The organism is Streptomyces lincolnensis (genome assembly GCF_021173675.1).
Taxonomy (GTDB): Bacteria; Actinomycetota; Actinomycetes; order Streptomycetales; family Streptomycetaceae; genus Streptomyces; species Streptomyces lincolnensis_B.
On record NZ_JAIHON010000010.1, the window covers coordinates 238,424 to 259,707 of the forward strand.

Below are 21,284 nucleotides of genomic sequence, written 5' to 3' on the forward strand. Positions count from 1 at the left end.
GCAGGCGGGAGTCGGTAGGCCACCTCGGTGGAGCGACTCCGCGGGGAGGGCCCGGCCGTCGCCCTCGGCCCGCCGCCTACCGGCTGTGTCTTACGGGACACGGGTCCAGGCGCCGTACTGCAACGTGGCCAGGATCTGACTGTTCTGCTCCAGTACGGCCTTCTCCAGTTGGTCCGGCAGGGTGTCGTCGGCGACGAGACCCTCGGGCAGGGACAGGCCCGCCTTCGCCAGCGCCGGTTCGAGGACACGCAGCGAGTACGCCAGCCACGGGAAGAGCGGGGAGTCCGATCCTGTCCCGACCGGCCCCTGGCACTCCACCGTCGGGCCGGGCAGTCCGGCGTCGAGGAAGGTGCGGTACAGCCGGCGCCCGAAGTCCGGCGGCGTTCCGGTGGCCTCGTACACCTTGGTGAGCCGTTGGTAGCTGTCGTCCCACAGCGGACACGGCGGCCATGTGGGGTTCTGTACGAGGAAGTCGAACTCGTGGAACGCCAGGATCCCGCCCGGTCGCAGGAAACGGGCGAACCGGCGCAGTGTGGCGGCGTGATCCTTCTGGTACGGCAGGACGTAGCGGCCCACCACGGCGTCGAAGCGTTCCGCGGTGTCGAAGTCGTCGAGCTCGGTGACCTCGAACTCGACGTTCGTGTCTAGGCCCTCGTGCCACGCCCTGCGGCGGGCCTTGTCCGTCGTCACCGGATCGCGGTCGATGCCCAGGACCCGGCCCCGCGGCCCCACGATCTCGGCGGCCAGCATCGACACGTCACCCATCCCCGAACCGAGGTCGAGGACGGACATGCCGGGCCGAAGACCGCCCAGCCGCAGGAAGCGATCCGTCGAGGGCCGCAGAATCCGCGCCTGGAGCATGAGACGCCGGTGCTCCAGGTCCGAGCTTCCGAGCGGGTAGTCGGCGTGTGCGTCGGATGTCGTGCCGACGGCCGACAAGGTGTGTTCGTTCATTGTTCTTCCCGTGACACGTTGGATTTCGACGAGCTGCGGATTCGGGGGCCGTGGCCGAGGCGTGTCGGTGGGCGTGACGAGGCTCGTCGTTGATGGGGCTCTCCTCAGCCTTCTGTGGCAGAGCGGGAACGGGCCACCGAGCACAGGTCGCGCACAACTCCGGCCACCTGCCCAGCCGTGTCCGCCGTGGGGGTCAACTTAAGCGGACTGTCGTCCGCTAGCCGGGTCGAAAGTAACGGACGGCTGTCCGGTTGGCAAGAGTGAACGTGGACGCCAAGCCGCGCGACTCGGCCTGGTGCGGGTCTGGCGCCGGGACCGCGACCTGCCCACGGCCGGCCGTCCCGGCCGAACCCGTTCGCCCGCTATGGTTTCCCTTAAGTGGACGGTAGTCCGATATCGGGATCAAATATGTCGGGCGGTCGTTCGGTCGGTGAGGGCTTCCGTTGCGGGCCTGGAAGGAGGACGGGTGGAGTCGAGGAACGACGTACCCCAGCGCTCGGACGCGCAGCGCAATCGCGAGCGGATTCTGGAGGTGGCGCTGGTCGAGCTGTCGCGTTCGGCGGACGTCCCATTGACCGTGATCGCCAAGAAGGCCGGTGTCGGGCAGGGGACGTTCTACCGCAACTTCCCCCATCGCGAGGCGCTCGTCCTGGAGGTGCACCGCCATGAGGTGCAGCAACTCACCGACAGCGCGGCCGAGTTGCTGAAGACCAGGGAGCCCGACCGGGCCCTGCGTGAGTGGATGGACCGCCTCGCCCGCTTCGCCATGGCCAAGGCCGGCCTGGCCGACGCGCTGCGGCAGGCCACCCGTGCGACGGGCGGTCCGGACAGGCCGGGGTACTCCCTGGTGGTCGACGCGATCGAGATGCTCCTCGACGCCAACCACGAGGTCGGTGCCATCCGCCCGGGGCTGACCTCCGACGACTTCCTCCTGGCCATCGCGGGCATCTGGCAGATCGACGTCGGCGGCGACTGGCATGCGCAGGCCACCCGGCTACTGGACCTCATCATGGACGGCATGCGCGCGGGAGCGCCCGGGCGGAGGTGAAGGCTCGCTCACCCGCGGGTCAGGCCCAACTCGCCGGCCCGCACGCCGGCTTGGAAGCGTGACTCCGCGCCCAGCGTGACGAGGAGCTCGGCGACCCTGCGGCGGTAGGTGCGCAGCGATACGCCCAGTTCACGTGCGGCCACGACGTCGGTCACGCCGGAGCCCAGGGCGTACAGCACCTCGCGGGCCCGCGCGCCGATCAGGGGCCGGTCGGCGGCGAAGAAGGCCGCCAGGTCGGTGGCCGTCTCCCACGCGGCCTCGAACAGCGCGTACGCCCCGCTGACCAGGGCGGGTTCGGCGCTCATCTTGTACGTACGGCGGCCCCGGCCACGAGCGGACGGGGCCGACACCGTGGAGTCGGTGAGGATCATGGTCCGCCGGTCGATGAACACCGCTCCCTGGAGCAACGGGGTTGCGGCGATGCGCACTTGCATGCCGTGCTCGACCATCTCGCCCAGGATCTGCCGGTCCCGCTCGTCGGCCAGCGCGACGGCACTGTAGAGCTTCCGGGCTCGACGTGCTCCGTCCCCCCTCATCCGCAGGCGGGCGGCCTCGCGGGTGCCGGGCCAGGTGTCGAGGTCGCGCGCGGTGTTGACCCATTCCGCGTCGTCCGACTCCGTCAAGGGTCTGATCCGCGCCCGAAGCTCAAGGTCACCGTTGAGGACCATGATCTGTGGCATGTGTTCATTGTGCCGGTGGCAGCAAGGTGCCAGCACCTGGTCCGCACGGTGCGCGGTGTGGACGCTGGGCCCATGAGCAACGCATTTCGTCTCGGCGGCGACCTGGCCGTCAACCGGCTCGGTTTCGGAACCATGCGCCTGCCGTCCCAGCAGGGCATGGGCGGCCCCGCCCGCGACCCCGAGAACGGCCGTGCCGTACTGCGCCGCGCCGTCGAACTCGGCGTCAACCACATCGACACCGCCGACTTCTACGTCAGCGCGGGCGGTGCGGTGCGCGCGAACACCCTGATGCGCGAGGCCCTGTCCCCCTACCCGGCCGACCTGGTCATCGCCACCAAGGTGGGCCCCGTCATCCGCTCCGACGGCCTTCACCAGGCCACCCCGGCCGACCTGCGGGGCCTTGTCGAGGCCAACCTCGAAGGCCTGGGCGTGGACCGCCTCGACCTGGTCTACCTGCGCATCGGTGCCATGGAACCCCCGCGCGGCGAGTCCCTCGCCGAGCGCTTCGAAGCCCTCGCGGTGCTGCGCGAGGAGGGCCTGATCCGTCACCTCGGCCTGAGCAACGTCGACATCGACCATCTCGCGGAGGCCCGCGCCGTCGCACCCGTGGTGGCCGTGCAGAACCACGCCGGCCGGAGCCACGAAGCGGACCTCCTGGCCGCCTGCGAGGAGTCCGGCATCGGTTGGGTGCCGTTCTTCCCGGTGGGCGGCGGCCGCGAACCCGACGACGAGCGGCTGGCCAAGGTGGCGGCGCGGCACGGTGTCACGGCCCACCGGATCAGTCTGGCCCGGCTGTTGGCGTCCTCCCCGGTCGCCCTGGCCATCCCCGGCACCGGCTCGCTGTCTCACCTGGAGGACAACATGGCCGCAGGCGAGATCACCCTCACCGAGGAGGACCTCGCCGACCTCGCCTGACCTCGACGCTTCGTCCTTCAGCCGGTCGAACGCACCCTTGTTAACCGGACTGATGTCCGGTACCTTCCTCGTATCGGACGGCTGTCCGGTTGTGTTCGCCGTCGGGGCTCACCCACGCCCGGCGGCGTGCCCGGGCGTTCGCACCGCACTCCCCCCACGCGGAAGATCTCCTTGCCATGACATCACTCAGCCTCGCTGCGACCGTCGCCATGTCGTCGACCTGGCCCTGACCGTCGTCAACGGCGTGCTCGCTGACGTGCGCCCGCCGTCGCCGTGTGTGCCCCGGCCCTGCGCCGCTTCGAGGCGAGGGGCCCCGCGGTCGGGCTTCGGACCGCATTCCAGACCATGCTTCCCCCTCCTTGCCTGGAGCAGAGTTGTCAACGAACCGTAGACGTGGCCGGGCGATCGGCGTGCTGCTGACCCCCGTCTTCGCCGGAGCCCTGGTGCTCACCTTCACTATCGTGCAGGCCCGAACGACAACCGTCCACGCTCCGGGTCCGGTGGCGCGACGGCATGGTCTCTACGCGGTGCGGCTCAGCGACACCTTCGACGACTCGCCCTCCACCTTCACCGCCCGGCTCACGGGCCCGCAGGCCGCGGCACTGGCCGCCGCGTCCGGCGTGGCGTCGGTGTCCCCGCTCCCGGCCAGTGCGTCGCTCGCGCCGACGCCGTCGGACTGCTCCCCGGCGACCGGCCCCGCCGCTCCCGCCCTCGTGCCTTCGCCGTCCCCCTTGCCCGCGCCATCCCCGCCGCCGGAAGACGGTGCCGAACCGGTCCAACCGGTCCCTGACCGCGGCCAAGCCGCGCGGACACCGTCCCGGGCGGCCACTTCCGGTCGTGGCGACGCTACGACCGGAAGGGAGAAGGAGGCCGCGGGGAAGACCGCGGCGTCTTCGTCCGGCGTCAGCCGTCTCCGTGGCCGGCCTGTTGGTGACCGACCGAAGGCGAGAGCGGACGCGGGTCGGGATCGGTTCCCTCAGTTCTCCAGGACGAAGACCGGCTTGTGGCCGGCGCGGTCGGAGGTCAGTACGTCGGGGATCTCGTCCCAGCCGTAGACACCGCTGGTGACCAGCTCGGGGTGGAGTGTGCCGGCGGCCACCGCGTCCAGGGTCGGTGTCATGTTCGGCCGCGCGTGCCCCTTGCCGTTGTGGAAGTGGACTCCGCGCTGGTACAGCGCGAGCAGGGGGAGCGGGACGTCGTCGAAGTAGATGCCGACGCTGTTGACGTGGCCCTCGGGCATGACCGACAGCAGTGCCTTGCGCAGTCGCTCTGGGTCGCATCCGGCGTCCACGGCGAGGTGGAAGTCCTTCTCCCGCTTGCCGTTGATGTCCTGGACCTCGGCGCCGAGCTGCTCGGCGACCTTCATCCTGACCGGGTCGTCGTCGTAGTAGACGGTGCGGGCGCCGGAGCAGTGGACCGCCACGTCGGCCGCGTACAGGCCGATGGAGCCGGTTCCGCCGAAGACCGCGATCTTCGGGTCGGTGATCCCGGCGACGGTCGGCATCACCGTCTCCCACCCGAGCGCGAGGTTGTCGCCGATGGAGGCCAGGTGGACGGGGTCGACCCCGGCGGGCAGCTTGGCGAGGTTGAAGTCCGCGTAGGGGACGCGGATGAGTTCGTCGAAGGTGCCGCCCCAGGCTCCGTTCACCGGAAGGCCGTACTGGGCGTCGCCGTGGACGAGGCAGCGGGCGGTGTGTCCGAGCCGGCACTGCGCACAGGTGCCGCAGGCGATGTGCCACGCGACGCCGACGACGTCCCCGACCGCGACGTTCGTGCAGTCGGGGCCGACCTCGACCACCGTGCCCACGCACTCGTGGCCGATGGGGAAGGGGCCGAATCCGGAGAACGGGGTCTTGTCGGCGATGACATGGTGGTCGAGATCGCAGGTCGTGGCCGCGAGCGGGCGCACGAGCGCGTCCGTGCCCTGGACGAGGGTGGGTGCGTCGACCTCGTCGAAGCGCAGCTGTCCGGGCGCGACGAACATCAGGCTCTTCACGGGAAAGCTCCTCGGTTTCATGGGATGCCGGGTTGGCCGGACTGGTCCGCCGGCCCGGTCACCGTGGTCGGTCAGACGGCGCCGCTGTGCGGATCGCCGGCGGGGACCGGGTCCAGGAAGACCAGGTCCGGCGCTCCGGCGAGTGCCTGGGCGAGGGCGGCGCCGATCTCCCGCATCGCGGCACCCTTCATGTGCGCGTCCAGCGCCTCCCGCGAGGCCCACTTCTCGATCATGACGAACTCACCGGTGGTGCCTGCCTTGCGGTGCAGTGCGTATCGCAGGCATCCGGGCTCGGCGTGCACCTTGGGCAGCGCCGCCGTCACCGTCGTCTCGACCAGTTCTTCCTGTCCCGGCTTGGCGACCATCGTCGCGACCAGGACCACCGGCTCGGTCATGTGTTACCCCTCTCCCGTTATGACGAACGTTATAACCATGGCAGATGTCGCTGCGGCTGTTCACAGCGGCTGACGGGATCTCGGGTCAGCCTCCGGTCCGGATGTCGTCCGCGGCCGGGCGAACCGACGCGCGAGGCACACCGCGCAACTCGCGGCGCAGGCTCGCCCGCGCGATGTCGGCCACGTCGAGCAGATAGGTCTGGCGCATCCGCCACGGGGTGCGGTGACCTTGCCGGGGGAAGCTCCGGACGCCCCGCCGGACGTAGCCGGACGCCAGCTCGATCATGGGCTGCTCCCGGACGCCGGGCTCCGCGGGCGGGGTGACCGCAGCGAGGTCCGCGCGGCGCATGTGCTTGAGCACGCGGCACACCAGCCGCGCGGTGAGGTCCGCTCGCATCGTCCAGGAGAGGTTGACGTAGCCGAAGCAGAGCGCGAAGTTCGGTACGTCGCTGAGCATGGTGCCCCGCCACAACAGGTGACGCGCGGGGTCGACCGGCTCGCCGTCGACGCTGACCGCGATGTGTCCGAACGCCAGCATGCGCAGCCCGGTCGCCGTCACCACGATGTCGGCCGGCAGCACCCGGCCCGACCGCAGCCGGATCCCCTCCGGGACGAAGCGGTCGATGTGAGCGGTGACCACGTCGACCTCCTCGCGCTCGATCGCCTTGAACAGGTCGGCGTCGGCCGTGATGCACACCCTCTGGTCCCACGGCGCGTACGGCGGGGTGAAGTGCTCACGCACCGCCTCCTCGCCGATCCGTCGCGCGGCGGCCCTGGTCAGCAGCGTCCGCGCCCGGTCCGGGAAACGCCGGCAGTAGTGGTAGAAGCCGTTGGAGTAGGCGGCGTTGCGCGCCCTGACGACCCGGTGCGCCGGCCCGGCGGGCAGTCGGCGCCGGACCCTGGCGGCGAACCGGTCCCGCCGCGGCAACGCGCTGACCCAGGTCGGTGTGCGCTGCAGCATGGTCATGCTCGCCGCGTCGCGCGCCATCGCGGGGACCACCGTGATCGCCGTCGCGCCGCTGCCGATCACGACGACCCGCTTGCCGGCGTGGTCGAGCCCGTCGGGCCAGAACTGCGGATTGACCACCGTGCCGGCGAAGGACTCAACACCCGGGAACTGTGGGTCGTGCCCGCGCTCGTAGTCGTAGTAGCCGGTGCACAGGTAGAGGAACGAGCAGGTCACGGTGGACCGCCGCGGCCCGTCCTCGCCGCCGCCCTGCTCGGCGGTGACCGTCCAACGGGCCGTCGCGGCCGACCAGTTGGCCGCCACCACCTTCGTGGAGCAGTGGATGCGGCGGTCGATGCCGAACCGGTCGACGGTGCGCCGCAGGTAGTCGAGGATCTCGTCCCCGTCGGCCATCGAGTTCTCGCCCGTCCAGGGCTGGAACGGAAAACTGAGCGTGTAGATGTCGGAGTCGGCGCGGACGCCCGGATACCGGAACAGGTCCCACGTCCCGCCCAGGGACGCGCGGGCCTCCAGCACGGCGTACGACCGATCGGGACACCGCGACTGCACCCGGTACGCGGCGTCGATACCGGAGATCCCCGCGCCGACGATCAGGACGTCGACATGACCGGGCAGTGAGGAAGGGTGAGGGGAAGGGGGCATGGCACCCGAGTATGGAAGCGCTCCGAGGGCGCCGCTTGGCCCTGGGCGACAAAAATTTAACCCCGCGCGACACGCGGTGCGGGAGACGCGTGCCTCGCGTCACGACGGACCTGCGTCGGCGTCCGGCCGAACCAACGGCGCGCGGCACGGGTGAGTGCCGCCTGCCCGGCCAGCTCCACCAGCGACGCGACCTGGGAGAACGGCATGTCGGTCGCCGTCAGGAGCCGGTGCGCCGCGTTCTTGCGGACGCCGTCGAGGATCGCCTGGAACGAGGTGCCCTCCTGCGCCAGTCGCCGTTGCAGCGTGCGGGGATGCAGGTGCAGCCACTCCGCGACCAGGTCGATCCGCACCGAGACCGTGCCCAGCGCGCGGGCCACCGCCGATCGCACCATGGTCGTGGTGCTCTCGCGCGGATCGGTGTAGTGCGCCTCCAGGTACTCCACGACCATGCGCCGCAGTTCGGGGTTGACCGGGGTCGACATCGGCCGGTCGAAGAGCTTCGTCGGCACCCGCAGCAGGGCGCGGCCGGTGTCGAACCGGACCGGCGCGCCGAAGAAGTCGGTGTACACCGACTCGTCGGTCAGCGGTGGATGGGGCATGTGGACCCCGAGCAGCTCGTATCCGCCGCTCATCGTGATGAGGTTGCGGTGCAGCATCCCCAGGCCCGCGTCGATCGTCTGCGGCTCGTAGGGGACGTCCGGATGCAGCATCCGGTATTCGACGGCCCCCACTCCCGCACACCGCTCGGGATCGTCCGTACGGGACAGGCGGATGCCCTGGTTGTGCACGAACAGGAACCGGGAGGCGCAGTTCAGGCCCTCGCCGACCGTGTCGCAGTTCCCGACGGCCAGGGCCAGCGGGCCGAGCATCGACATGTCCTGGTACGCCGCCAGCCGCAGCCCCAGATCCGGACGGTCCAGCCGCTTCGCCGCGCGGCGGATGATCCGCCCGGCCGTCACCGTCGGGAGCAGGCCGTGATCGGAGTCCAGATCTCCGGGCGAGACGCCGAACTCGGCCAAGAGCGCCGCCCCGTCGCCGCCGAGATCATCGATCAGACGATCGATGCCGCGGATGGCGGCGGCCCGGATCTCCATCTGCATACGTCACCCGTATCGTCGCCGGTCGGTGGGGCACGGTCTTCGCGAGGTAGACTATGACGAACGTCATAACCATGGGGAGGGTGCAGGTGCCCAGAAGCAGCACGCCGTCGCGCGAGCGGATCGTGGCCGGCGCGGCCGACATGATCAGCCGGCGTGGTCTGAGTGCCACGAGCATCCGGGAGATGGCCAAGCACGCCAAGGCGCCGCTCGGCTCGACCTACCACTACTTCCCCGAAGGCAAGCAGCAGTTGGCCACCGAGGCCGTCCGCTACACCGGTGAGTGGGTGGCCCGGAGCCTGCGCAGGGAGCTGGAGGCGGGGCCGGCCGCGGGCTTGAGGGCCTTCCTCGACCTGTGGCGCGGGATCGTCGTGGAGAGTGACTTCCATGCCGGCTGCCCGGTCCTGGCGGTGGCCATCGAGGAGCCCCCGGCCGACGAGGTCCCGCCCGCCCTGGCAGCCGCGGCCGAGGTCTTCGACCAGTGGGAGGCCCTGCTCGCCGCCTCTCTGCGGGAACACGGCGTCGAGGCCGACGAGGCCGCGCAGCTCGCGACGCTCGTCGTCGCCGCGGTGGAGGGCACGGTGGCCATGTGCCGTGCCAAGCGCAGCACAGAGCCCCTCGACCGCACCGCCGACCAGCTCCAGGCCCTCGTCGCTGCCGCCACGAGGGGGTGACCCGGGCGGCGGCCGGCCGTCCCCGCCAGTCGCGAGCTTCGGGAGCGGCCCTTGGCGTCCCTGCGTTCGCGCGGCTCCGCGCCGCCACTGTCTCCGCGTCACGCGCCGAATGCGGCCCGGATGACCTTGACCTTCTCCTCGGTGAACACACCAGTGTCGAGCAGGGACAGGACGGACAGCACGCCACCGCTGGAACCCCAGCTGCCCTCGTCGATGACGCGGAAGTTGACCCACCAGCTCGGCGACGGCTCCGACAGCCCGCAGGCATCGGCCAGCGCGGCCAGAACGCGCTCGATGACCGCGGTCCTGACCTCCTGCCGCCAGTCTCCGTCCATCACCGCCACGTCGATCACCATGACATCGGCGTCCGGGTCGATGTCCGCGAGGAGCCGACCGCCGATCGCCATCATGTCGGGCTCCCGCTCGACGAAGTGCACCTGGAACCCGACCCGCGCGGGCGGAGCGAACTGCCCCACTTCGGGCACGAGGACCGCGTCCGTCAGCGTCTCGGCCAGCCGGCGGCGCTGCTCCTGGCTCAGGCGCCCCGTCGGGGTGTTCACGGTGATGATCGTCATGACACGCTCCTATGACAGTCGTTATAGACGGTCGGACGATACACGCCTCTCCTCGCCTCGGCCCCGCGCGCCGGCCCGCGACGGACGGGCCTACTCGCCGCCGAGCCACAGGTCGGTGGACTGCTCGGACAGTACAGTGTCCAAAATAGGTAAGTGATCTTCGCATTTAAGGGGGTGGGGAGCTGGGGGGCCGCCGACCGTACGGCGTCCTGCGCTCGGCTCAGGCGGAACGGCGGCCGGTCAGGCCCACGAGGACGGGCCCGGTCGGGGAGGTCACCAGATCGGCCACCGTCAACGGGTCGAGAGCGGCGTAGAAGGCCTCCTGGGCCTCGCGCAGTGCCCGGCGCAGTCGGCACGCCGCTCGCAGGGGACACGGCGGATCGTCGTCGCAGGCCACGACCTCGCCCTCGCCCTCCAACTCCCGCACCAACCAGCCGACCGACGCGTGCCGCCCCAGCTCGGTCAGCTCCAGCCCGCCACCGCGACCCCGGCGGGCCTCCAGGACGCCGAGGTGTTGCAGACGGGTGATCGCCTTGGCCATGTGGCTGGCGGGCACACCCATGGTCTCCGCCACCTCTCGGGTGGTCGGAGACTCGTCCTGCTCGGAGACCGCCAGACGCATCACGGCACGCAGTGCCAGGTCGGTGAACTTCGTCAACCGCATGCGAGGACGCTATCAAATACGAATGCCAGACTCGCATTTATGGGGTGGGTGTGGACCGTGCGTCAGACGGCGAGCCGGTTGTACCTGCGGATCTGCGTGGAGAAGATCCGGGAGGGCGTGAGGCGGCGCAGCGTGCTGAACCGGGTGGCCGGCGGCCCTTCGGTGGAGCGCGGCTTCGGATTCCGGGCCTGAAGATCGACGAGAGGTTGATTCCCGTTCCATGGTGGGCGTTGTAGCGTCGGCGTGTGCCGTGCCGGCCGGTGCGGTGTCCCGCTGGACCAGGAGAGACCAGGAGAGACGCGATGTCCCCGACGATTCGCAGGGCCGTCATCCCCGCCGCCGGACTCGGCTCCCGTCTGCTGCCCCTGACGAAGGCGACACCGAAGGAGATGCTTCCTGTCGGCGACAAGCCGGTCATCGAGCACACCGTGCGGGAGCTGGTGGACTCCGGCATCACCGACATCACCATCGTCGTCTCCGGCGGCAAGAGCCTCATCCAGGACCACTTCCGCCCCAACCCCGCCCTCGTCGAACAACTCCGCGAGGACGGCAAGACGGCCTACGCGGACGCCGTGCAGGAGATCGCGGACCTGGCCCGCCGGGGCCACATCACCTACCTCGACCAGTACGGCCCGTACGGCAACGGCACCCCGGTCCTGAACGCCGCCCGCTCCTTCGGCGACGAACCGGTCCTGGTGCTGTGGCCCGACGACGTGTTCGTGGCCGAGGTCCCCCGCGCCCAGCAGCTGATCCGCGCGTACGAGCAGACCGGCTGTCCGGTGCTGGCCCTCCTGCCGATGGACCCCACCGAGTCCCAGCGCTACGGCGTGCCCATCGTCAAGGAAGACCTCGGTGGCGGCCAACTGCGGATCACCGGCCTGGTCGAGAAGCCCGAACCGGCCGCCGCCCCGTCGTCGTACGCGGCCGTCGGCGGCTACGTCGTCACCCCCGGCATCATCGACGAACTGCGCGAGCAGACCCGCCGCTGGTACGAGCACAGGACCGGCGAGGTCTACCTGACCGACGCCATCAACGCCTACGCCGCCACCCGCGCGGTGTACGGGCAGGTCATCGAAGGCCGCTGGTACGACACCGGCAATCCGGCCGACTACCTGGTCGCCCAGATGGCCTTCGCCCTGTCCCACCCCGAGTACGGCCCCGTCCTGCGCGACCTGGTCGCCGGACTCGACACCGGATCCGCTGACGCCGCTCAGCCGTAGGCCACGGTGCCACCACCGCCGAACACTGTTGGCGAAACGGTGTCAACGCGGCCCGGGACGCACAGCCTCCCCGCTGCGGCCGATCACCGTGTTCCGGGCTTCGCGGCACGGTAGAGGCCCCGCCCCGCGCGCCGGACACGGGACGTGCCGACGAGCCGGTCGAGCGTGCTGCGCACCGCGTTGATGCTTCCGCTGTCGGTGTCACGACCGAGTGCCGCCGCGACATCACGGGCCCGCACGTCGACGTCCCCGACCTCGGCGAAGTACTCCATGATCTGCTCGGTGAGCTTGCCGTACCTCTTGTGCCCGTCGGACTCCTCGGTGAGATCCCCGCGCCGGGGAGGGGCCGGATCCGCGCCCGCCTCGACGGATGCCGAGGCCGGTTCCGGTTCCCGTTCCGACACGGTGGTGGCCGGGCGCAGCAGCGCGGTCTCCAGGGCGCCGAGGGCCCGCTGCACCGAGCCGAGATGTGCCACGACCGCGGCCAACTCCCTTTCCAGCGCCTGCTTCTGGAGCTCCAGGCGGGCCAGCTCCGACTGCAGGCTCTCGGCGGTGAGCTCGATGTCGTGTGGCGTGTGGGTCACAGAGACCATGTGTTCCTCCCATGGATTCCCCTGGAAAGCATCATATGCAGTGGTTTCCCACCGGTGGGTACGTCACTGGAACCCACCGTTTTCCGAACACGGAGCGCCTCACCGCCCTGATCCAGGAGTCCGGCGCCTACCGGGGGACGTACGCCTCGATCATCTCCGGTTACCGGGTCACCGCCGACTACATCGCCCGGCACCGGGTCTTCGTGGCCGTCGACGCGGACGGGCGGTTGCTCGGCTTCTACGCCCTGGTGGTGGAGCCGCCGGAACTGGATCTGGCGTTCGTGGCCGATGACGCGCAGGGAAGGGGCGTCGGCCGACTCCTCATCGAGCACATGATCGGTCAGGCCAGGGAGGTCGGCCTGACCGATGTGCGCGTGGTCTCCCACCCTCCGGCCGAGGAGTTCTACCGGCATCTGGGCGCCGAGCGGGTGGGGACGATCGCCCCGTCGCCGCCGAAGGTGGCCTGGGAGCGCCCCGAGTTGCGGTTCAGGGCGGCCCTGCGATGAGGCGCGGTAGTCACTCGGAGCCGCCCGCCATCCGGTCGGACTCGCTGCGCAGGACGCAGAATTCGTTGCCCTCGGGGTCGGCGAGGATCGCCCAGCCGGAGCCGTCGGGATTGCGGTGGTCGGCGACGAAGGTGGCACCGATCCCGAGCAGCCGTTCCACCTCCTGATCCCGTGAGGTCTCGGGGCGCAGACACAGATGGATCCGGTTCTTGACCTTCTTGGCCTCGGGCACCTGGTTGAAGTACAGCACCGGGCCCTCCGCCAGCGGCACCTGTGTCTCCCGATCACCCGGCCTGTCCTCCGGATGCTGGGGCCGGCCGGTCACCCGGCTCCAGAACCGGGCCAGTTCATAAGCATCCGCACAGTCGATCGCCACGTTCTGCACCACCGAAACCATGCGCGCCAGCATTCCTGACATCCGCCACGGACGCCACAACGGACGCCACACAGGTACGCCCCGTGGCGGATCAGGCGCTCAGGGACTCCACGTACGGCACCAGCTTCTCCGGGTTCATCATCCACATGATCCGGTCGATCCCGTCGGGGGACGCGTCGACGGACAACAGCGCCACCGCGTCACCGTCGGCGGAGATGAGAACGGCCGGCCGCCCATTGGCCTCCACCCACCGGGTGTCCGTCGGGGGCCAGAACCGGGGCGCGAAGGCCACGAGGTACTTGGAGACGTGCGTGCGGCCGACGACCGGAATCCTCGACGCGCCCCGCATTCCGCCGCCGTCGGAGTAGCTGACGACGTCCGCGGCGAGGACGTTCTCCAGCACCGCCAGATCACCGGTCCGCGCGGCGGCGAGAAACACCTCCAGCAGCCGTTTGTGATCGGCCGGGTCGACGCGCTCCTTGCGCTCGGAGGCCAGGTGTTTGCGGGCCCGGCTGACCAGCTGGCGGGTGTTGCCCTCGCTCGTCTCCAGGATGTCCGCGACCTGGTGGTAGGGGTAGTCGAAGGCTTCCCTGAGGACATAGGCCGCCCGCTCCACCGGGTTCAGCTTCTCCAGGAGGAAGAGGACCGCCAGTTCGAGCGCCTCGGCCCGCTCCGCCCCCACCTGCGGATCCAGGCTGGTGTCGAGCGGCTCGGGAAGCCACGGGCCGACGTACGACTCCCGCCGTACCCGGGCGGACTGGGCGACGTTGATGGACAGTCGCGTGGCGATCGTCGTCAGGAAGGCCAGCGGCTCGCGGACGGAGGCGCGGTCGGTGTTCTGCCACCGCAGCCAGGTGTCCTGGACGACGTCCTCGGCCTCCACAGCGCTGCCGAGCATGCGGTAGGCGATACCGAAGAGCCGCGGACGGGCCGCGAGAAACTCCCTGGTCGCCCGGTCGAGGGAACCGGTGCCATCCCCAGTCTGCATGGTCGTCCCCTCGTATCCGAAGGCCACCATGCTACAAGTCGCCGCAGCCGCGCTGGAAACACGGTGTCACTCACTGTGCCCGTGTGACACGATGCTCGGTCCCGTCCACCGATGAAGGGCCCCGCATGCCTGCGATTCTGATCCACGGCGTCCCCGACACCCACCGCGTATGGGACGGCGTACGCCGACACCTGACCCGGAGCGACGTGGAGGCCTGGGACCTGCCCGGGTTCGGCGCACCGCGTCCGGCCGGCTTCGGCTCCACCAAGGAGGAGTACGTCGACCTGCTCGTCGAACGGCTGGAGGGGATCGGCGAGCCGGTGGACCTGGTCGGCCACGACTGGGGCTGCATCCTCACCGCGCGCATCGCGTCCCTGCGGCCCGACCTGGTCCGCACATGGGCCGGGGGCAGCGGGCCGATCAGCGCCGAGTACGTCTGGCATCCGGTCGCCCAGGTGTGGCAGGACCGGGCCGAGGGCGACCGTTTCATGGCCGAGCTGAAGGCGGAGGCATTCGCCGCCGACCTGGTGGCGGGCTTCGACGTCCCCCCGGACCTGGCCGAGGAGATGGCCGGCCGGGTGGACGGGCCGATGAAGGACAGCATCCTCCGGCTCTACCGCTCCGCCGTGACCGTGGGCGCGGAGTGGGAACCGGCTCTCGCGCAGGCCTCCGCGCCGTCCCTTGTCTTCTGCGGGGCGCTGGACCCGGCCTGTCCGGTCGAGTTCGGCCGGAAACTGGGCGTCGCCCTGCGCGCGACCACGGTCGCCGAACTCGACTGCAACCACTGGACGCTGCTCCAGCGGCCCGCCGAGGTGGCCGCCCTCCTGGAGGCGCACTGGAGCGCGCGCACGGGCGGCTGACCGGGCGGCCGGCCAGGGGGTGACAGGGGGATGACCGGGGGCGTCGATGACCGCGGGTGCGGTGTCGACGTAAGGGTTTCGTCATCACTTATCTGCTGTACGACGGCCGCCCGTCCCGTTGGATGGGTGGTGACGGGGACGTTCTCACGAAGCGAGGCGGGAATGGGGCGCGTGCGCAAGATGCTGGGCAGGCCGTGGGCCATCGGGGTGTTGGTGGTGGCCGTGGCCGGTGCCGGCCTGGGGCTGTACTGGTTCCAGCCGTGGAAGCTCTGGCAGGACGAGACGGTCGAGGAGGCCCTGCCCGGTGTCGTGGTGACGCCGGCCCCCGAGGCGGACGCACCTTCCGAGGCCGACGCCTCCACCCCGGCAGCGAAACCGACGCCGACGCCTGAGTCCGGGCCCCGGACCGTGGCCGACGGTGAGCTGATCAGCCACGAGCACACCACCTCGGGCACGGTGAAGCTCGTACGGCTCGCCGACGGCTCCCATGTCGTCCGGCTGGAGAACCTCGACACCAGCAACGGCCCGGACCTGCGGGTGTGGTTGACCGACGCGCCGGTGAAGGAGGGGCGGGCGGGCTGGCACGTCTTCGACGACGGCGCGTACGTCAGCCTCGGCAAGCTCAAGGGCAACAAAGGCAGCCAGAACTACCCCCTGCCCGCGGACGTCGATCCGGCCGAGTTCACCAGTGTCAGCATCTGGTGCGACCGGTTCGACGTGTCCTTCGGCGCGGCCGAACTCGCCCGCGAGGTCTAGGCCGAGGCGCCCGGGACCACCTTGATGTTGAACGTGTGGGCGCCCAGACCGTTCGCGATGCCCATGAAGAGCAGGGCGAAGTGTTCCTGGCCGCGTGCGGTGGTGAGGTCGCCGATGTCCAGCTGGGACGAAGCGGGCCAGCCGAGGTCGGTCAGCAGGCGGGCGGTGGTCCGCTTGGCCTCGGCGTCGTTGCCGGAGAGGAAGACGGTGCTGGGGCCCTCCAGAGCGTGAGGGGCGATCATCACGGTGGAGTCCATGGTGCACAGCGTCTTGACGACGGGGGTCAGCGGGAAGGCCTCCTGGATCTGTTCGGCCAGGCTGCTGTTGGGGTGCGAGAGCTCGGTGAAGTCGTCGGAGAGACCGACCCCGACATCGATCAGCAGGGTGCCGGCCAGCGCCGGCGCCCCGATGGAGCGCAGCAGGTCCACGGAGACGGTCCCCGGAGTGGCGTTGACCAGCACCTCCGCGTGGGCGGCCGTCTCGGCCAGACCCTCCACGCGGAAGGCGAGGTCCGTCCGCTCCTTGGGGTGGCGCGAACCGAGGAGGACGTCGTGTCCTGCCGCGCTCCAGCCCTGGGCCAGAGCGCGGGCGACATTGCCGGTGCCAAGCAGTCCTATACGCATGCTGCGACGCTAACCGCCCCCAAGACGCGGCGGATCGGGCCGCGGGACCAGGCGGGACCGGCACCAAAGACGTAGTTCCGTGGGCTACCGCTGGGCGCTGTTGCGGCGCCGCACGGCGAAGACCACCGCCGTGAGCGCGACGACGAACACGGCGGCGATGCCGGTCCAGGCGACGGCGGACATGCCGTTGTCGTCGTCGTTCGCGGTGTCGGCGGCGACCTGGGTGTCCGGTGAGGCGGCCGGCTCCGTGGTCGGAGTGGGGGACGCCGACGGGGTGTCCGGTGCGCTGGGGGAGGGGCTGACCGGCTTCGCGCCCGGGGCGGCCGCCTTGAGTGCGAGGACCGGGGCCTCGTTGCCGTGCCCGTGGTCGCCGCCGGAGTCGTTCAGTTCGATCCAACGGTCGACCTTGCCGTCGCCGTAGGTCTGAAGCGTCTTGAACACCAGCTCCTTCGCGTCGGGCAGCTGCCGAACCACGACCGAGTGCTCGACATCGGCGCCGACCTTCAGGGCCGGGCCCTTCACGGCGTAGCCGTCGGCCGTGGTGCTGAACTTCCAGCCCTCGGGGCCCTTGCCGTAGGCCACGTCGGCGGGCGTGATGCCCTTGGGCAGGATCACCCGCAGCTCGGTGATCCCGGCCGTGCCGGACTCCGACTCGGCCGTGAAGGTGAGGGCCACGTTCTGGGCGAGGGCCTGGGCGTTGTCGGACTCGACCTCCACATGGGCGGCGGCCGGAACGGCGGTGAGCAGGACGGCGGTTGCCGCGGCGGCCGCGGCAACCGCCGTACGCGCCAGGGTGATGCGGGACATGGATGTCTCTCCAGGCAAGGGGACGGGGCGAAGGGCCGTACGGCGAACGGTGTGAACCGCCGCTCGGGCCGGGTCAGTTGACGAGTGGGGCTGCCACCGCCGGGGGAGGGCCCCGCCGGATCACCGCGTCCGCGAGGATCCGGCTCATGGCCGGCCGTCGCTCGCGCTCGGTCGGCAGGAGGAGCTGCACCCCGGCGCCCGCGGGCGCCGCCGCTCGTCCCGCGACCAGGGCGCGGGCGACGGCGAGGCGGCCCCGGACCGTCCCGCACACGGTCGTCACCTCGCGGGCCAGTGCCCAGCACGCCGCGTCCGCCCGGTGCAGCAGGACCGCGACGAGCACGGCGACCAGCGCGTGCGCGACCGTCATGGCCACGGAGTGGTGGAGCCGTTCCTGCCAGGGCGGACCGGGGTCGCGCGGGACGCCGGCACCGGCCCGGACGGGCGCGGACGCGGGCCCGTGATGCGGCGCGTGCGCCCGCTCCAGGGGCCGGGGGTGCGCGGTCAGCGTCAGCCACAGGTGCAGCCCCGACTGTCCGGCGACGCCGCAGACGACGACCGTGGCCGCGCGCCGGGGGCGGCGCGCGCCGGCGAGCCCCAGCCCGAAGAGCACGGCGCCCGCGGCCGCGCCCTGCGCCCAGGGTGGCGGGCCGGGGGAGAGCAGATGGTGGGCGCTCGTCCCCAGCAGCGTGCCGACGGCGGCGAACACCGCCGCCCGGAGGACGGGCAGCGGTGCGCGCGACGATGTGACCGGCTGGTGCATGGCCCGCTCATCATGGGCCATCGCTCATGCGCTCGGCAGGCGGGTCGGGGAAAGAGGCCGAGACCTCACGGACGGCGCACCGGACGGGCGGCCCCCGGACCGCCTTGCCGACCGACGCCTCACCGGCGCACACCCCGGGTCCGGGCAGGGACCGTCGGGGCGGCCGGGACCGCGGGGGCCGCCGGGCCCGGAACGGCCGTTCCCGGTCCGTCGTCCTCGCCGTGGCCGAATCGGCGGAAGAGCGTTCCCGGCCACCAGAACCACCGCCCCAGGTCGATGGCGAGGGCGGGCACGAGGACCGTGCGGACGAGGAAGGTGTCCAACAGGACGCCGATGCCGACGAGTACGCCCATCTGGGCCATGGTGACCAGCGGCAGTCCGGCGAAGACGGCGAAGGTGGCGGCGAGGACGACACCGGCGGAGGTGATCACGCCGCCGGTTCTCGTCAGCCCCTCCAGGACGCCCCGGGTCGGACCGAGGCGCGTGGCCTCCTCCTTCACTCGGTGCATGAGGAAGATGTTGTAGTCGATACCGAGCGCGACCAGGAACACGAAACCCATGAGGGGGATCGACCAGTCGACGCCCGCGTGGCCCAGGACCTGTTCGAACAGGAGGTTCGAGGCGCCCAGGGCGGCGAGGTACGACAGCACCACCGTGGCCAGGAGCAGCAGCGGGGCGACGAGGGCCCGCAGCAGCCCGATCAGGACACCGAGGACGACGAGCAGCACGATCGGGATGACGGTCGTGAGGTCGCGGCCGGCGGCGCGCTGGGTGTCCAGCGCCTCGGCGGTGCTGCCGCCGACCAGCGCGTCCATCGGACGCACGGCCGCGCGCAGGTCGTCGATGGTGCCCTTGGCCGCCGTACTGTCCGGGGCGTCGGCCAACACCACGGACAGCGTGGTGAGTTCGCCGTCCGGGGTGCGGTCTGCGCCGTCCTCCACCCGCGCGACGCCGTTGACCGCGGCGGCGGCCGTACGGACCTCGGCCGCCCGGTCCGTGCCCGTGACGACCTTCGCGGGATCGGAGGCGCCCGAGGGATAGTGCGCGGAGATCCGCTCCTGGGCGACGACCGACTCGGGCTTGTCCTGGAACAGCTCGGCCTGGGTGAGGCCCATGGACATGCCGGCCGCGCTCAGCGCGAGCACCCCGGTCACGGCGACGGACATCAGCCACGACCAGCGGGGCCGCAGGGCGACGGCGGAACCGATCCGGGACCACACCGTGTCCGCCTTGCGGGCGGGCGGGCCGTGGCGCGGGATCAGCGGCCAGAACACCCAGCGGCCCGCGACGACGAGCAGCGCCGGCAGCACGGTGACCATCGCGAGGAAGGTACAGACGACCCCGACCGCGCCGACCAGGCCCAGCGAGCGCGAGGAGTTGACGTCGGCGAAGGCCAGACAGGCCAGTCCCACGGCGATGGTGGCGGCGGACGCCAGGATCGCCGGGCCGGAGCGGCGCAGCGCGACGCGCATGGCCGTGTGCCGGTCCTCGTGGCGGTGGAGCTCCTCGCGGTAGCGGGCGATCAGCAGTAGCGCGTAGTCGGTGCCGACGCCGAAGACGAGCACCATCAGCACGCCGGCGCTCTGCGGATCCACGGGCAGGCCGGCGTGCCGGGCCAGCAGGTAGGTGCAGACCTGGGTGAGGACGGCCGCGAAGCCGACCGAGAACAGCGGGAGCAGCCACAGCACGGGACTGCGATAGGTGATCAGCAGCAGGACCGCCACCACCAGACCCGTGGCGAGCAGCAGCGTCGAGTCGAGGCTGTCGAAGACCGCCACCGAGTCGGTGAGAGAGCCGGCGGGGCCGCCGACCTCGACATCCACGCCGGGCGGTGCGTTCGCGTGGGCGATCTCCCGCAGCTCGTCGACCTTGGCGGTGACGTCGTCCTCGCTGTCCAGCGGGACCACCGTCATCAGGGCCCTGCCGTCGTCCGACGGGACCGGCCGCGAGACCTCCTCGCCGACGGGCGCGAACCTCGCGAACGCACTCCGGTCGGCCGCCGCCTTCGCGCCCGGGGCGGCACCGGTGTAGACGACCACGGCCGGCACGATCGTGTCCGTACGGAACTTCTCCAGCTCGGTGTTGACGCGCGCGGACTCGGCCCCGCGCGGCAGGAAGGCGTTGGCCCCCGTGTCCTCGACGTCACCGAGCTTTCCGGCCAGCGGGCCGAGCACGACGACCAGGATCAGCCAGGCCGCCAGCACCATCCTCCCCCAGAGGGGGGACCCCCAGCCGCCCCGCCCGCCGGGCGCACGGGCGACGCGCTGCAACAGTGCACGCATGAGTAATCTCCTTGGGTGGGAAGCGCGCCGCCGGTCGGTGACCGGCATCGGGGCGCACGGGACCCGCGCCACGGCGCACAGGGTGTGACAACCTGCCGTGGCGTACGGGATGTGTGACCGAAGGTGTTCTTCCTCGGTACGGCCGGGAGTTGCCGCTCCCGGCCGTACGCGGCTGCATCCGGCTGCATCCGGCCGCATCCGTCCGTATCCGGCCGTACCTCCGCCGGTGCTCTACTCGATCTCGCGCATCATCTTCTCCATCGAGCCGACCGCCAGCCGGGTCTGCGTCAGCTCGTCCAGGGTCTGCCGCTGCTCCTCGACCGTCCGGCGCTGCAACTCCACCGTGTCCTCCAGGAGTCGGGCGTACTTGACGGCGAGCTCCTTGTACTGCTCCTCGCGTGCCGCCAGCATGCGGGCCCGCCAGGTGGCGGCGACCTGCCAGACGATCACGATGAGCAGCGTGAAGAGCCCGGCCGCGCCGACGGCGCCGACCAGCACCCCCCACTCGTCCTCCGTGGCGGCGAGGGTCACCAGTTGCTCCTTCACTTCGCGTCCTCTTTCTCGGTCCGATCGGCGGACTCGGTGATCGTCGCGGCGGCCCGGGCGATGACCTGGGGCGTCAACTCGTAGAAGAACGGGGCGACGTCGAAGTACTTCATCGCCTTGCCGTCCTCGGCGAGCTCCAGCGTGCCGACGACCAGTCCGGCCGCCTCCAGGCGCTGTAGGTGCATGTGCAGCAGCGGACGGCCCATGCCGATCTCGCGGGCCAGCGCGCTGACGTAGTTCCGGCGCTCCACGAGTGCCGCGACGATCCGCATGCGGTGCGGATTGCCGAGCGCGGAGAGCACCTTCAGCAAGGTGTCGCCCGTCGGTGCCGGAGGCGGGACCTCGGGCATTGCGGCCCCT

The 21,284-nt window shown here is 71.1% G+C and carries 25 protein-coding genes; 8 read left to right on the top strand and 17 right to left on the bottom strand.

Annotated features, from left to right (window positions below; all coding sequences use genetic code 11):
- Nucleotides 1-90 precede the first annotated feature (90 nt).
- On the bottom strand, nt 91-954 hold the full coding sequence (locus tag K4B79_RS30075; protein WP_232030263.1) for an SAM-dependent methyltransferase: 864 nt from the start codon (nt 952-954) through the stop codon (nt 91-93).
- 466 nt (nt 955-1,420) lie between these two features.
- Between K4B79_RS30075 and K4B79_RS30080 the strand changes: the two genes are divergently transcribed.
- Nucleotides 1,421-2,002 carry a TetR/AcrR family transcriptional regulator gene (locus K4B79_RS30080; RefSeq protein WP_232030265.1) on the top strand — a complete coding sequence of 194 codons (582 nt, stop codon included), beginning with the start codon at nt 1,421-1,423 and terminating at the stop codon, nt 2,000-2,002.
- Between the two features lie 8 nt (nt 2,003-2,010).
- Here K4B79_RS30080 and K4B79_RS30085 read toward each other — a convergent pair whose 3' ends face one another.
- Nucleotides 2,011-2,682 (bottom strand): DNA-binding response regulator, encoded by a 672-nt coding sequence (locus K4B79_RS30085; protein ID WP_232030267.1) that lies wholly within the window; start codon nt 2,680-2,682, stop codon nt 2,011-2,013.
- 72 nt (nt 2,683-2,754) lie between these two features.
- Between K4B79_RS30085 and K4B79_RS30090 the strand changes: the two genes are divergently transcribed.
- The gene (locus K4B79_RS30090; RefSeq protein WP_232030268.1) at nt 2,755-3,597 is read left to right on the top strand and encodes an aldo/keto reductase; all 843 of its coding nucleotides are present in this window, start codon (nt 2,755-2,757) and stop codon (nt 3,595-3,597) included.
- Nucleotides 3,598-4,573: 976 nt separating this feature from the next.
- On the opposite strand, the gene K4B79_RS30095 is transcribed toward K4B79_RS30090, so the two are convergent.
- The 4 genes from K4B79_RS30095 to K4B79_RS30110 form a co-directional block, all read right to left on the bottom strand.
- The gene (locus K4B79_RS30095; RefSeq protein ID WP_232030269.1) at nt 4,574-5,593 is read right to left on the bottom strand and encodes a zinc-dependent alcohol dehydrogenase; all 1,020 of its coding nucleotides are present in this window, start codon (nt 5,591-5,593) and stop codon (nt 4,574-4,576) included.
- A 71-nt stretch (nt 5,594-5,664) separates the two neighbouring features.
- Nucleotides 5,665-5,988 (bottom strand): putative quinol monooxygenase, encoded by a 324-nt coding sequence (locus K4B79_RS30100; RefSeq protein ID WP_232030270.1) that lies wholly within the window; start codon nt 5,986-5,988, stop codon nt 5,665-5,667.
- 85 nt (nt 5,989-6,073) lie between these two features.
- Nucleotides 6,074-7,597 (bottom strand): flavin-containing monooxygenase, encoded by a 1,524-nt coding sequence (locus K4B79_RS30105; protein WP_232030271.1) that lies wholly within the window; start codon nt 7,595-7,597, stop codon nt 6,074-6,076.
- A gap of 56 nt (nt 7,598-7,653) precedes the next feature.
- Entirely contained in the window at nt 7,654-8,697 is a 1,044-nt protein-coding gene (locus tag K4B79_RS30110) for an AraC family transcriptional regulator (protein ID WP_232030273.1), read from the bottom strand.
- Between the two features lie 86 nt (nt 8,698-8,783).
- On the opposite strand from K4B79_RS30110, the gene K4B79_RS30115 reads away from it, so the two are divergent.
- Nucleotides 8,784-9,368 carry a TetR/AcrR family transcriptional regulator gene (locus tag K4B79_RS30115; RefSeq protein WP_232030275.1) on the top strand — a complete coding sequence of 195 codons (585 nt, stop codon included), beginning with the start codon at nt 8,784-8,786 and terminating at the stop codon, nt 9,366-9,368.
- A gap of 98 nt (nt 9,369-9,466) precedes the next feature.
- Here K4B79_RS30115 and K4B79_RS30120 read toward each other — a convergent pair whose 3' ends face one another.
- Together K4B79_RS30120 and K4B79_RS30125 are read right to left on the bottom strand one after the other, a co-directional pair.
- Nucleotides 9,467-9,943, bottom strand: coding sequence for a tautomerase family protein (locus K4B79_RS30120; RefSeq protein ID WP_232030277.1), 477 nt, complete (start codon nt 9,941-9,943; stop codon nt 9,467-9,469).
- 220 nt (nt 9,944-10,163) lie between these two features.
- A complete protein-coding gene (locus tag K4B79_RS30125; RefSeq protein WP_232030278.1) occupies nt 10,164-10,607 on the bottom strand; it encodes an RrF2 family transcriptional regulator in 444 nt (147 codons plus the stop codon).
- A 57-nt stretch (nt 10,608-10,664) separates the two neighbouring features.
- On the opposite strand from K4B79_RS30125, the gene K4B79_RS47945 reads away from it, so the two are divergent.
- On the top strand, nt 10,665-10,799 hold the full coding sequence (locus K4B79_RS47945) for a hypothetical protein (protein WP_269464111.1): 135 nt from the start codon (nt 10,665-10,667) through the stop codon (nt 10,797-10,799).
- A gap of 110 nt (nt 10,800-10,909) precedes the next feature.
- The gene (locus K4B79_RS30130) at nt 10,910-11,827 is read left to right on the top strand and encodes a UTP--glucose-1-phosphate uridylyltransferase (protein ID WP_232030279.1); all 918 of its coding nucleotides are present in this window, start codon (nt 10,910-10,912) and stop codon (nt 11,825-11,827) included.
- Between the two features lie 83 nt (nt 11,828-11,910).
- On the opposite strand, the gene K4B79_RS30135 is transcribed toward K4B79_RS30130, so the two are convergent.
- Entirely contained in the window at nt 11,911-12,420 is a 510-nt protein-coding gene (locus K4B79_RS30135; protein ID WP_232030281.1) for a hypothetical protein, read from the bottom strand.
- A gap of 35 nt (nt 12,421-12,455) precedes the next feature.
- Here K4B79_RS30135 and K4B79_RS30140 point away from each other — a divergent pair, with 35 nt between their 5' ends.
- A complete protein-coding gene (locus K4B79_RS30140) occupies nt 12,456-12,926 on the top strand; it encodes a GNAT family N-acetyltransferase (RefSeq protein WP_232030282.1) in 471 nt (156 codons plus the stop codon).
- A 10-nt stretch (nt 12,927-12,936) separates the two neighbouring features.
- Here the strand turns inward: K4B79_RS30140 and K4B79_RS30145 are convergent, their stop codons facing one another.
- The gene (locus K4B79_RS30145) at nt 12,937-13,323 is read right to left on the bottom strand and encodes a VOC family protein (protein ID WP_232030289.1); all 387 of its coding nucleotides are present in this window, start codon (nt 13,321-13,323) and stop codon (nt 12,937-12,939) included.
- Nucleotides 13,324-13,393: 70 nt separating this feature from the next.
- The gene (locus K4B79_RS30150) at nt 13,394-14,290 is read right to left on the bottom strand and encodes an RNA polymerase sigma-70 factor (protein ID WP_232030290.1); all 897 of its coding nucleotides are present in this window, start codon (nt 14,288-14,290) and stop codon (nt 13,394-13,396) included.
- Nucleotides 14,291-14,415: 125 nt separating this feature from the next.
- On the opposite strand from K4B79_RS30150, the gene K4B79_RS30155 reads away from it, so the two are divergent.
- Complete coding sequence (locus K4B79_RS30155; RefSeq protein ID WP_232030291.1) at nt 14,416-15,150, top strand: alpha/beta fold hydrolase; 735 nt, start codon at nt 14,416-14,418, stop codon at nt 15,148-15,150.
- Between the two features lie 162 nt (nt 15,151-15,312).
- Entirely contained in the window at nt 15,313-15,906 is a 594-nt protein-coding gene (locus tag K4B79_RS30160; RefSeq protein ID WP_232030292.1) for a DM13 domain-containing protein, read from the top strand.
- Here K4B79_RS30160 and K4B79_RS30165 read toward each other — a convergent pair.
- The 6 genes from K4B79_RS30165 to K4B79_RS30190 form a co-directional block, all read right to left on the bottom strand.
- Nucleotides 15,903-16,529 (bottom strand): NADPH-dependent F420 reductase, encoded by a 627-nt coding sequence (locus K4B79_RS30165; protein ID WP_232030293.1) that lies wholly within the window; start codon nt 16,527-16,529, stop codon nt 15,903-15,905. The two genes, K4B79_RS30160 and K4B79_RS30165, sit on opposite strands and share 4 nt — an antisense overlap.
- 84 nt (nt 16,530-16,613) lie before the next feature.
- On the bottom strand, nt 16,614-17,336 hold the full coding sequence (locus K4B79_RS30170) for a DUF1775 domain-containing protein (protein WP_232030294.1): 723 nt from the start codon (nt 17,334-17,336) through the stop codon (nt 16,614-16,616).
- Between the two features lie 73 nt (nt 17,337-17,409).
- Nucleotides 17,410-18,096, bottom strand: coding sequence for a hypothetical protein (locus tag K4B79_RS30175; RefSeq protein WP_232030295.1), 687 nt, complete (start codon nt 18,094-18,096; stop codon nt 17,410-17,412).
- Nucleotides 18,097-18,215: 119 nt separating this feature from the next.
- On the bottom strand, nt 18,216-20,378 hold the full coding sequence (locus tag K4B79_RS30180; protein ID WP_232030296.1) for an MMPL family transporter: 2,163 nt from the start codon (nt 20,376-20,378) through the stop codon (nt 18,216-18,218).
- Between the two features lie 231 nt (nt 20,379-20,609).
- Entirely contained in the window at nt 20,610-20,924 is a 315-nt protein-coding gene (locus K4B79_RS30185; RefSeq protein WP_232030298.1) for a hypothetical protein, read from the bottom strand.
- Complete coding sequence (locus tag K4B79_RS30190; protein WP_232030300.1) at nt 20,921-21,274, bottom strand: ArsR/SmtB family transcription factor; 354 nt, start codon at nt 21,272-21,274, stop codon at nt 20,921-20,923. Before K4B79_RS30190 ends, K4B79_RS30185 begins: the two co-directional genes overlap by 4 nt.
- Nucleotides 21,275-21,284 lie beyond the last annotated feature (10 nt).